An 11,368-nucleotide genomic window follows, 5' to 3' on the forward strand; every position below is an offset into this window, starting at 1 on the left:
GGATTCGTGCCATGTACAAAGACTATCCGGCGGCCTATCAAGTCAGCAAAGGCTCGGCGTTGCAGGTGGACAAACCCTTTTATGAGCGAATTCGCGACTCGAAGGAGGGGCGCACACTGATCGAGTCGTTCGAGGTGCCGATCCGCACGGGGCGCGCCTGGAAGGTGCCGGCCGGGCATGTGTTTCGCGTGACCACACCGGTCGGGCCGCAGGTCGGGGACTTCAACGTCTGGAATGCCAACGATCCGCGTGAACGTTTATGGGCGGCGCGGACCCGGCAGTTGCAGGGCGCCCATGTCAGCACTCATGACCGGCTCTGGTCGAACCTGCCCTTTCTGCGGCCGCTGGTGACCATCACCGACGATAGCCTGGCGGATTACGGCATCGACGAACATGGCGGTCGTCTGCACGATTTGCTCGGCACTCGCTGCGATCCCTATGTGAACAAAATGCTCACCGGCGAAGATTTCCATCATCACTGCCACTCGAACCTGACCCGCGCGGTGTTGCCTCACGGCCTGACCGAGTTCGACGTGCACGATGTGCTGAACATTTTTCAGTGCACTGGTCTGAACCACGACGACATGTACTTCATGAAGGCCTGCCCGGCGCAGAAGGGCGACTACCTGGAGTTCTTTGCCGAAATCGATTTGTTGTGCGCACTGTCGACCTGCCCGGGAGGTGATTTGTCGCTGGCCATGTGGGGGCCGGATGCGCAAGATCCGCTGAGTGTGTGTCGCCCGCTGGGCGTGGAGATTTATCGTCTGGAGGATTCATTGCTTGAGGGCTGGAGTCAGCCTGAGCGCGCGGCCTACAAAGGGCTGCACGGGTTACACATTGCCAAGGCAGCGTGGGAAAAGTAAGCGCAAAAAGATCGCGGCCTTCGACGGCTCCTGCACCGGTGGTGTTTCTCGCCTGCCGTTGTGGGAGCCGGCGCTTTTCAAGGCTGCTGCATGTCCTTGACGCTGCTCATATTTTTTAATCTGCCTGAACGGTTGTAACTTCGTCTCAGATAGGTACAATGGCGCGGCTCGCCGTCAGGTGAGCGTCGTTATGGTGACCCCATCGGTCCCCCCGCAACGATCAGCCGTGAACCCGGTCAGGCCTGGAAGGGAGCAGCCGCAGCGGTGACATTGTGTGCCGGGGTGTGGCTGGTGGGGTTGCCTCCATAACGCACCGCGAGTTTTCTCTCGCGTTATCTGATTAAAAATACCTGTTATTGCACTGCCAAGGACTCTGTCCAGGGCGGTTTTTTGTCGTCCCCGCTTTTTAAGCCGGCCCCCTTTTAAACGGCAACACAACTTGTAGCAGCTGGCGAAGCCTGCGTCTGGCTTGTAGCAGCTGCCGAGCCCGCGAGGCTGCGTTCGAGGACAAAGTCCTCGCCGGATTTCACGACTGCTGCGCAGCCGGACGCAGCCTCGCGGGCTCGGCAGCTGCTACATGGTGCGTAAGTAACGAGTTGATCAGGGCTGGCCATTACGCTCGCTGGAGGGTGCGTCACCGATATAGAGCCGGATAATGTCATCGATCTCCCCGGACATTTTCATGCTCAGTAACGTGCGCAAAATGAGCTGCACGGGTAGCTTCGGGTCGTTGCGTAGGTAGCACCCGACACTCTGTTTCTGCAGCACCGCAACGGTTTGTAGTTGTCGACCCGGCATGAGGCGTTGATTGAACCAGTCCAGCGTCCATTGGTTGCTCACGGCGTAGCGATAGCGGCCGGCCTGGAGTTTTTCCAGCACTTGTTCCTGATTGCGGGCGTCGTCGCGGTGCAACCGGCCGGTGTCGAACAGCGGCTGCAGGGTCGGGTAGCTGTAACTCAGTACCGTACCGATGGATTGTCGGGGCAAGTCGGCCGCCGTGACCGAGGTCAGCGGGTCTTGTCGACTGATCAACAGGTCGGGCTGAGTCCAGAGCGGAATGCTCCAGACATAGTCTGCGGACTGATTCGGCAACCAGGATTGTGCGGCATAGCAGCGCATATCGACTTCGCCGTGCTCCATGGCGTTTTGCACGCGCGCCCGAGGCAGCACGTGAAACTCGGCCGGCATGCCGACCTGCGTCGCGAGGCTGAGCATCACGTCATACAGAATGCCCTGTGTCGGGCGCCCGCGTTCCAGTTGCACCATCGGCATCGCCCAACTGTCGGGCACAACGAAGCGCAACGGCGCGCCAGTGGCCGCGACGTTCAGGCTAATCAACAGCAGTGCCCCCAAGGCCAGCCGCATAAACGCTCCGGTACCGATAAACTCCCGAGCCGGTAAAAGCCCCTTTAAATGCATCTTAGCCAGATTAGACGAGCGCGCCGGATGCAATTTTGGGCTTGCTCCGCTAGCATTAGCCGCTTCTGTTCCTTCGTTGCGACGGTTTTCGATGAGTTATCAGGTTCTTGCACGTAAATGGCGTCCGCGCTCGTTCCGCGAAATGGTCGGCCAGACCCATGTGCTCAAGGCTCTGATCAACGCCTTGGACAGCCAGCGGCTGCACCACGCCTATTTGTTTACCGGCACTCGCGGGGTGGGCAAGACCACTATCGCGCGAATTATCGCCAAATGCCTGAACTGTGAAACAGGTATCACTTCGACGCCGTGCGGCGAGTGCTCGGTGTGCCGCGAGATCGATGAAGGCCGCTTCGTCGACCTGATCGAGATCGACGCCGCGAGCCGGACGAAGGTCGAGGACACCCGCGAGCTGCTCGACAACGTGCAGTACGCGCCGAGCCGCGGGCGCTTCAAGGTCTACCTGATCGACGAAGTGCACATGCTTTCGAGCCATTCCTTCAATGCGCTGTTGAAAACCCTCGAAGAGCCGCCGCCCTACGTCAAGTTCATCCTGGCCACCACCGACCCGCAGAAGCTTCCTGCAACGATTCTGTCGCGGTGCCTGCAGTTCTCCCTGAAAAACATGACGCCTGAGCGGGTGGTCGAGCATCTGACCCACGTGCTGGGGGTCGAGAACGTGCCGTTTGAAGACGACGCCCTGTGGTTGCTCGGTCGCGCGGCCGACGGTTCGATGCGTGACGCCATGAGCCTGACTGACCAGGCCATCGCCTTCGGTGAAGGTAAAGTCATGGCCGCCGACGTGCGGGCAATGCTCGGCACGCTCGATCACGGCCAGGTCTACGACGTTCTGCATGCATTGATCGAAGGCGACGCCAAGGCGTTGTTGGAAGCGGTCCGTCATCTGGCCGAACAAGGCCCGGACTGGAACGGCGTGCTCTCGGAAATTCTCAACGTGCTGCACCGTGTCGCCATCGCGCAGGCCTTGCCTGAAGGCGTCGACAACGGTCACGGCGACCGTGATCGGGTGCTGGCGCTGGCTCAGGCGCTGCCGGCCGAAGATGTGCAGTTCTACTATCAAATGGGTCTGATTGGCCGCCGCGATTTGCCGTTGGCGCCAGACCCGCGTGGTGGGTTCGAAATGGTCTTGCTGCGAATGCTCGCGTTCCGGCCGGCAGACACCGAGGACGCCCCGAGGCAACCGCTAAAGCCAGTGGGGATCAGCCAGGCCACAGTTGATTCCTCCCAGTCAGTGGCTGCCGCGCCCCGTGTTGCGCCGGTGGTCGTTGCGGCAGCCGCGCCGGCCGTTGCCCCCGTTACGCCTGCGCCGGTCGCGGCAGTGGTTGCTCCAGCGCCTGAGCCTGAGCCGGTCGCACCGGTCGTCGCGCCTGAGGCAGTCGCCGAGCCCATAGCGGTCGAAGCCGTTGTCGACCTACCGTGGAATGATCCGGTTGAGCCCGAAGTTGTCCAGCAACCTGCCATCGAGCCGGTGCTGGAAACCCTCGGTGAGCAACCTGACTTGCCGCCCATGCCGTTGCCAACGCCAGACAGCGTGGTGCCGGACGCACCGGAGTGGGCCGCTGCGCCCATCCCTGAACCGTCCGTGGCCGACGTCGATGCTGCCACGCCGGGCGTGGACATGGACGACGAGCCACCGCTGGACGAGGACTACATCGAGCCGGACATGGATTCGGCCTACAGCTACCTCGACGAACTGGCCCACGAGCACACGGCAGAGCCTGTGCCGGAGCCTGAGCCGGAGCCCGCCGCGATGCCTGCCACGGGGCTGGCGCTGCAATGGCTGGAATTGTTCCCGAAATTGCCGATTTCCGGCATGACCGGCAGTATCGCCGCCAACTGCACGCTGATCTCAGTCGATGGCGACAGCTGGCTATTGCACCTGGACCCGGCTCACAGCGCCTTGTTCAACGCGACCCAGCAGCGTCGCCTCAACGATGCGTTGAACCAGTATCATGGGCGTACGCTGACCCTGAACATGGAGCTGATCAAGCCCGAGCAGGAAACCCCGGCCCAGGCAGCGTCCCGCCGTCGCGTCGACCGTCAGCGCGAAGCCGAGGCTTCCATTCACGGTGATCCGTTCATCCAGCAAATGATGCAGCAGTTCGGTGCGGTGATCCGTAACGATACTATTGAACCTGTCGAAGCTCTGGTCAGTCAGGGCTAATAACTGAAGGCGTTCGGCCGAAAGGGCCGGGCGCTGTTTTTATCCAAGTACGTTTGAGGTGATTCCCATGATGAAAGGTGGCATGGCCGGCCTGATGAAGCAGGCGCAGCAGATGCAGGAAAAAATGGCCAAGATGCAGGAAGAGCTGGCCAACGCCGAAGTCACCGGTAAAGCCGGCGGCGATATGGTCACCGTGGTGATGACCGGTCGTCACGACGTCAAGCGTGTGACCATCGACCCAAGCCTGGTTGAAGGCCTGAGCGAAGACGACAAAGAGATGCTGGAGGCTGTATTCGCCGCCGCCGTCAACGATGCCGTGCGCAAGATCGAAGCCAACAGCCAGGACAAAATGTCTGGCGTGACCGCTGGCATGCAACTGCCACCGGGCATGAAACTGCCATTCTGATTCGCTAAAGCGCGTCGAATGAGCTACAAAAAAATGCCAGGCATCGCGCCTGGCATTTTTGTTTTTGTCTGGTGGGCAGTGGCGCCTGAGAGGCCGCCTTCGCGAGCAGGCTCGCTCCCACAGGGGATCTGCGGTGTACATAAATCTATGTGGGAGCGAGCTTGCTCGCGATGAAGTCAACTCGGTCCTCGGCAGAAACATCGAACGCGACACCCGCACAACGGTCTGCTCCCCTATACCGCCGAATTCACCGATCAAAGGAGAAGCCAAAATGCCACAAGCATTGACCCTCAACCAACGTATCGTCCTGGCGTCGCGCCCGGTAGGCGCGCCGACACCGGAGAATTTTCGCCTGGAGCGCGAAGCACTGCCGGAGCTGGCTGACGGTCAGGTGCTGCTCAAGACCCTGTATCTGTCGTTGGACCCTTACATGCGCGGGCGCATGAGTGACGCGCCGTCCTACGCCGCGCCGGTGCAAATCGGCGAGGTAATGACCGGTGGGGCTGTCAGTCGCGTCGAGCGCTCGCAGCATCCGAAGTTCCAGGAAGGTGATCTGGTGGTCGGCGCCACGGGGTGGCAAAGCCACAGCATCAGCGACGGACGCAACATCATTCCGGTGCCGTCGGGGTTGTCGAGTCCGTCGATGGCGCTGGGTGTGCTCGGTATGCCAGGGATGACGGCCTACATGGGGTTGATGGACATCGGTCAACCGAAGGCGGGCGAAACCCTGGTGGTCGCGGCGGCCTCCGGCGCGGTGGGTTCGGTGGTCGGACAGGTGGCGAAGCTCAAAGGCCTGCGCGTCGTCGGTGTGGCCGGTGGTGTGGATAAATGCCGTTATGTGGTGGAAACGCTGGGCTTCGATGCCTGCATCGACCACAAGAGCCCGAACTTCGCCGATGAGCTGGCGCAGGCGTGCGGCAAAGGCATCGATATCTATTTCGAAAACGTCGGTGGCAAGGTGTTCGACGCCGTACTGCCGCTGCTCAATCCCAAAGCGCGGATTCCACTGTGCGGCCTCATTGCGGGCTATAACGCTCATGAAGCGCCGACCGGCCCCGACCGCCTGCCGCAATTGCAGCGCATCTTGCTGACCAAGCGCGTGCGAATCCAGGGCTTCATCGTGTTCGACGACTACGGTGATCGTCAGCCGGAGTTCTTCAGTGCGATGGCGCCGTGGGTGCGTGATGGCAAGGTGAAGTTTCGCGAAGACGTGGTCGATGGCCTGGAACAGGCGCCCGAGGCGTTCATTGGTCTGTTGGAGGGACGTAACTTCGGCAAACTGGTGGTGCGGGTCGCGCAAGCCTGAGTATTTGACGCTAAAGAGAGGCGCGGGTATAAACCGCGTCTCGTTGTTTTGTCGGACGTTTCCCCATGAGCTTCAGCCCTTTGATTCGCCAACTGATCGATGCCCTGCGAACGTTGCCAGGTGTGGGTCAGAAAACTGCCCAGCGCATGGCGTTGCAGTTGCTCGAACGTGATCGCAGCGGCGGCTCGCGTCTGGCCCTGGCGTTGAGCCAGGCCATGGAAGGCGTGGGCCATTGCCGGCTATGCCGCACGCTGACCGAAGATGACCTCTGCCCGCAATGCGCCGATACCCGTCGCGACGACACCTTGCTCTGTGTGGTGGAGGGGCCGATGGATGTCTACGCGGTAGAGCAGACCGGTTTCCGGGGGCGCTACTTCGTGCTCAAGGGGCACCTGTCACCGCTTGATGGACTGGGTCCGGAAGCCATCGGTATTCCGCAATTGATGGCGCGGATCGAAGAGGCCGGTACCTTCACTGAAGTCATTCTGGCGACCAACCCGACGGTGGAAGGTGAAGCCACGGCGCATTACATCGCGCAACTGCTCAGCAATAAAGGCCTGATCGCCTCGCGTATCGCCCACGGCGTGCCGTTGGGTGGGGAGCTGGAGTTGGTGGATGGCGGGACGTTGGCGCATTCGTTTGCGGGGCGTAAGCCGATCGTTTTGTAGTGCCTGAGCGGGCCTCTTCGCGAGCAGGCTCGCTCCCACATTGAATTTGCGGCGCATATAAATCCCTGTGGGAGCGAGCCTGCTCGCGAAGGACACGCCTCGGTTTACCTGATCCCCCCAACCCTCTTGAAAACCAAGCAAGCGCTCGGTTAACGTCACTGAACCTTCAGTGGAGTTCGCCGATGCCTGCCTTTCAGGAATACTTCGATCCCAGCCACCAATTGGTCCGCGACAGCGTCAGGCGTTTCGTCGAGCGCGAGATTCTCCCGGACATCGACCAGTGGGAAGAAGCGGAAAGTTTCCCCCGTGAGCTTTACCTCAAGGCCGGTGCGGCGGGGATTCTGGGGATCGGTTATCCCGAGGCACACGGTGGCAGTCACGAAGGTGATCTGTTCGCCAAAATAGCCGCCAGCGAAGAGCTGATGCGCTGCGGCTCCGGCGGTCTGGTGGCGGGCCTCGGTTCACTGGACATCGGCCTGCCGCCGATCCTCAAGTGGGCCAGGCCAGAAGTGCGCGAGCGCGTGGTGCCTCAAGTGCTGGCCGGCGAAAAGATCAGCGCCCTGGCGATCACCGAACCCAGTGGCGGTTCCGATGTGGCCAACCTGCAAACCCGTGCCGTGCGTGACGGTGATGTCTACCGTGTCAGTGGCAGCAAAACCTTTATCACCAGTGGCATCCGTGCGGATTTCTACACCGTCGCGGTGCGTACCGGCGAGCCAGGGTTTGGCGGCATCAGCCTGCTGTTGATCGAGAAGGGCACACCCGGTTTCACCGTCGGCCGTCCGTTGAAGAAAATGGGCTGGTGGGCGTCGGACACGGCCGAATTATTCTTCGACGATTGTCGGGTGCCTGTAGGTCATTTGATCGGCGCCGAGAACATGGGCTTCGCCTGCATCATGGGTAACTTCCAGAGCGAACGCCTGGCGCTGGCGTTGATGGCCAACATGACTGCGCAACTGGCCTTGGAAGAAAGCCTGAAATGGGCGCATCAGCGTGAAGCGTTCGGCAAACCGATCGGCAAGTTTCAGGTGCTCAAACACCGCCTCGCCGAAATGGCCACGGCCTTGGAGGTGTCACGGGAATTCACCTACCGCCAGGCGGCGAAAATGGCGGCGGGGCAGAGTGTGATCAAGGAAATTTCCATGGCGAAGAATTTTGCGACGGACACGGCTGATCGCATTACCACCGACGCAGTGCAGATGCTCGGTGGTTTGGGTTACATGCGTGAAAGTCTGGTGGAGCGGTTGTATCGGGATAACCGGATTTTGTCGATCGGTGGTGGTACGCGGGAAGTGATGAACGAAATCATCAGCAAGCAGATGGGGTTGTGAGTTTTGTGGTGTTGCGGCTGGCCCCTTCGCGAGCAAGCTCGCTCCCACAGGGGTTTTGTGAACGGCACAAATCCAATGTGGGAGCGAGCTTGCTCGCGATGGCGCCCTTACAAACGCCGCCTACTGATCGCTCAACGCAAACTGCGTCAGGCAGAACGTCGGAATCCCCATATCCTCCAGCCGTTGCGAACCCCCCAGCTCTGGCAAATCAATAATCGCCGCCGCTTCATGCACCCGCGCGCCCATCCGCCGAATCAGGTTCGCCGCCGCAATCAGCGTGCCGCCCGTTGCGATCAAGTCATCGAACATCACCACCGAATCACCCTCGCACAGGCTGTCGGCGTGCACTTCGAGGAAGGCTTCGCCGTATTCGGTTGCATAGCCTTCGGCGATTACATCGGCCGGCAGTTTGCCTTGCTTGCGGAACAGCACCAGCGGTTTGTTCAGCTGATAGGCCAGTATTGAGCCGATCAGGAAGCCACGGGCATCCATCGCGCCGATATGAGTGAAATCAGCCTCGACGTAACGGTGGGCGAAGCTGTCCATCACCAGGCGCAGGGCCTTGGGCGACTGGAACAACGGGGTGATATCGCGAAAGATCACGCCCGGCTTGGGGAAATCGATCACAGGGCGGATCAGGGATTTGATGTCGAAGGCGTCGAAGGCCATAGTCGAAGAATCCTGGCAGGCTGCAAACGTCCCAGTATAACGGCGGCTGAACCGTTTCGCTCAGCCGCACTCGTCGGGAATCAGCCTTCGATAGAACCGCCGGCGAGGGCGCAAAGCTGAATCGGGTCGAGGATATGGATTTCCTTGCCTTCGGCGGCGATCAGTTCGTTCTGCTGGAAGCGGGTGAACACTCGGGACACGGTTTCCACCGCCAGGCCCAGGTAGTTGCCGATTTCATTGCGCGACATGCTCAGGCGGAACTGGTTGGCCGAGAAGCCCCGAGCACGGAAGCGGGCCGACAGGTTGACCAGGAACGTGGCGATGCGCTCGTCGGCGGTTTTTTTCGATAGCAGCAACATCATTTGCTGATCGTCACGAATTTCCCGGCTCATCACGCGCATCAGCTGACGGCGCAGTTGTGGCAGCTGCAGGGCGAGTTCGTCGAGGCGTTCGAAGGGGATTTCACACACCGAGGTGGTTTCCAGGGCTTGCGCCGACACCGGGTGTTTTTCAGTGTCCATGCCCGACAAGCCAACCAGTTCGCTCGGCAGGTGGAAACCGGTGAGCTGTTCTTCGCCGCCATCGCTCAGGCCGAAAGTCTTGAGGGCGCCGGAGCGCACGGCGTAGACGGAATCAAAGGTGTCGCCCTGGCGGAACAGGAATTCGCCTTTTTTCAATGGGCGTCCACGTTTGACGATATCGTCCAGCGCATCCATGTCTTCCAGATTCAGAGAAAGTGGCAAGCAGAGAGGTGCCAGGCTGCAATCCTTGCAGTGGGCCTGGTTATGAGCGCGCAGCTTTACTGGCTCGGACATTTCTTCAATCCTTGTGGGAAAACACACATAAGACGTAAGGGTAACCCACGGGAGGACATTCAGGCCAGTGCGCGCCGAATTAGCCATTGGTCCTAGATCACACGTGAAAATCGCTGGCGATTTTGCTGTTCCAGGTACGCATCGAAAACCATGCACACCGAGCGCACCAACAATCGCCCGGCGGGCAATACAGTGATTTTTTCGCTATCGAGTTCAATCAACCCGTCCTCGGCCATACCCTGCAATTGTGGCCAAAGCGCGCCGAAGTAGCCCTGAAAATCAATATTGAAGGCGTGCTCGATCTGAGCGAATTCCAGGCTGAACGTGCAAATCAGTTGCTGAATGACGGCGCGCCGCAGACGGTCATCGGCGTTGCACAGCAGGCCACGGCTGGTGGCCAGTTGGGCCGAGGCCAGGCTGTTCTGATACTGATTCAAATCGCTGTAGTTCTGGCAGTACAGGTCGCCAATCTGGCTGATGGCTGACACGCCCAGGCCGATCAAGTCGCAATGACCGTGGGTGGTATAGCCCTGGAAGTTGCGTTGCAGGGTCGACTCTTCCTGAGCAATCGCCAGCTCATCGTCAGGCAGGGCGAAGTGGTCCATGCCGATGTAGCGGTAGCCAGCGGCGGTCAGTTGTTCGATGGTGCGCTGGAGCATTTCCAGTTTCTGCGCCGGCGTCGGCAGCTCGTTGCTGTTGATTCGCCGCTGCGGCAAGAAACGTTCCGGCAAGTGCGCATAGTTGAACACCGAGAGACGGTCGGGTTGCAGGTTGATGACTTCATCGACGGTGCGGGCGAAATTTTCGGGCGTCTGTCTTGGCAAACCGTAGATCAGATCAATGTTGATCGAGCGGAATTGCAGGGTCCTGGCCGCGTCGATCACCGCGCGGGTTTCTTCCAGGCTTTGCAGGCGATTGACCGCCCGCTGTACCGCCGGGTCGAGGTCTTGCAGACCGATACTGACCCGATTGAAGCCCAGCTCACGGAGCAGGCCCATGGTCGACCAATCGGCTTCGCGAGGGTCGATCTCGATGCTGTAGTCGCCGGAGTCGTCGTCCAGCAAATTGAAGTGTTTGCGCAACTGGGCCATTAGCTGGCGCAGTTCGTCGTGGCTGAGAAAGGTCGGCGTGCCGCCACCGAAATGCAGTTGCTCGACTTGTTGCGCCGGGTCGAGGTGGCAGGCGATCAACTGGATTTCCTGCTCAAGGCGCTGCAAGTAGGGCAACGCCCGGCCGCGGTCCTTGGTGATGACTTTGTTGCAGGCGCAGTAGTAGCAAATGTTCGCGCAGAACGGCACGTGCACATACAGCGATAACGGGCGCACGGCCTTGCGGCTTTCGCGCAGCGCATGGAACAGGTCGAAAGTACCGACATGACCGTCGAACTGCACGGCGGTCGGGTACGAGGTGTAGCGCGGTCCCGCCAGGTCATAGCGGCGGATCAGATCGGTGTCCCAACGAATGGCGTCGAGCAACATGCGGGCATTCCCCCGGATAGGCTGGCAGTGTCAGCGAGTCTAGGGGGTGTGGCGTTGGGGCATCTTGATTTGCATCAACGATGTCATTGCCAAACATCGCCTGTAGCAGCTGCCGAGCCTGCGAGGCTGCGTTCGGCGGCGAAGCCGTCGTGAAATTAGACAATGCAGTGTTTCAGGGGGATCTGGTACTCAGGGTTTACGACGGCTTCGCCGCCGAACGCAGCCTCGCAG

10 protein-coding genes and 1 other RNA gene are annotated in these 11,368 nt (G+C 60.3%); 7 read left to right on the plus strand and 4 right to left on the minus strand.

The annotated features are described in order from the left end of the window. The first annotated feature begins 11 nt into the window (after window positions 1–11). Window positions 12–863 (plus strand): urea carboxylase-associated family protein, encoded by an 852-nt coding sequence (locus ACM6IR_RS16215; protein WP_414908666.1) that lies wholly within the window; start codon window positions 12–14, stop codon window positions 861–863. Window positions 864–1,063: 200 nt separating this feature from the next. Further along, an RNA gene (gene ffs, locus ACM6IR_RS16220) (signal recognition particle sRNA small type) lies at window positions 1,064–1,160 on the plus strand. Between the two features lie 303 nt (window positions 1,161–1,463). Here ffs and ACM6IR_RS16225 read toward each other — a convergent pair. Continuing rightward, window positions 1,464–2,228, minus strand: coding sequence for a substrate-binding periplasmic protein (locus ACM6IR_RS16225; RefSeq protein ID WP_414908667.1), 765 nt, complete (start codon window positions 2,226–2,228; stop codon window positions 1,464–1,466). Between the two features lie 145 nt (window positions 2,229–2,373). On the opposite strand from ACM6IR_RS16225, the gene dnaX reads away from it, so the two are divergent. The 5 genes from dnaX (at window position 2,374) to ACM6IR_RS16250 (ending at window position 8,175) form a co-directional block, all read left to right on the plus strand. Then, window positions 2,374–4,464 carry a DNA polymerase III subunit gamma/tau gene (dnaX, locus tag ACM6IR_RS16230; RefSeq protein WP_414908668.1) on the plus strand — a complete coding sequence of 697 codons (2,091 nt, stop codon included), beginning with the start codon at window positions 2,374–2,376 and terminating at the stop codon, window positions 4,462–4,464. A 67-nt stretch (window positions 4,465–4,531) separates the two neighbouring features. Further along, window positions 4,532–4,870 (plus strand): YbaB/EbfC family nucleoid-associated protein, encoded by a 339-nt coding sequence (locus ACM6IR_RS16235; protein ID WP_007905413.1) that lies wholly within the window; start codon window positions 4,532–4,534, stop codon window positions 4,868–4,870. A gap of 271 nt (window positions 4,871–5,141) precedes the next feature. Continuing rightward, window positions 5,142–6,176, plus strand: a complete 1,035-nt coding sequence (locus ACM6IR_RS16240; RefSeq protein ID WP_414908669.1) for an NADP-dependent oxidoreductase — start codon at window positions 5,142–5,144, stop codon at window positions 6,174–6,176. 65 nt (window positions 6,177–6,241) lie between these two features. Further along, a complete protein-coding gene (gene recR / locus ACM6IR_RS16245) occupies window positions 6,242–6,844 on the plus strand; it encodes a recombination mediator RecR (RefSeq protein WP_414908670.1) in 603 nt (200 codons plus the stop codon). Between the two features lie 182 nt (window positions 6,845–7,026). Then, window positions 7,027–8,175, plus strand: a complete 1,149-nt coding sequence (locus tag ACM6IR_RS16250; RefSeq protein WP_414908671.1) for an acyl-CoA dehydrogenase family protein — start codon at window positions 7,027–7,029, stop codon at window positions 8,173–8,175. Window positions 8,176–8,295: 120 nt separating this feature from the next. Here ACM6IR_RS16250 and ACM6IR_RS16255 read toward each other — a convergent pair whose 3' ends face one another. The 3 genes from ACM6IR_RS16255 to hemN all read right to left on the minus strand — a co-directional run bounded on the left by ACM6IR_RS16255 (window position 8,296) and on the right by hemN (window position 11,134). After that, window positions 8,296–8,844: an adenine phosphoribosyltransferase gene (locus ACM6IR_RS16255; RefSeq protein WP_414908672.1), complete on the minus strand. Its 549-nt coding sequence runs from the start codon at window positions 8,842–8,844 to the stop codon at window positions 8,296–8,298. An 80-nt stretch (window positions 8,845–8,924) separates the two neighbouring features. Next, a complete protein-coding gene (gene fnr / locus ACM6IR_RS16260; protein WP_414908673.1) occupies window positions 8,925–9,659 on the minus strand; it encodes a fumarate/nitrate reduction transcriptional regulator Fnr in 735 nt (244 codons plus the stop codon). A 92-nt stretch (window positions 9,660–9,751) separates the two neighbouring features. Next, window positions 9,752–11,134 (minus strand): oxygen-independent coproporphyrinogen III oxidase, encoded by a 1,383-nt coding sequence (hemN, locus tag ACM6IR_RS16265; RefSeq protein WP_414908675.1) that lies wholly within the window; start codon window positions 11,132–11,134, stop codon window positions 9,752–9,754. Window positions 11,135–11,368 lie beyond the last annotated feature (234 nt).

The sequence above is a fragment of the Pseudomonas sp. IT-P253 genome, assembly GCF_949768125.1.
Classification (GTDB): Bacteria; Pseudomonadota; Gammaproteobacteria; order Pseudomonadales; family Pseudomonadaceae; genus Aquipseudomonas.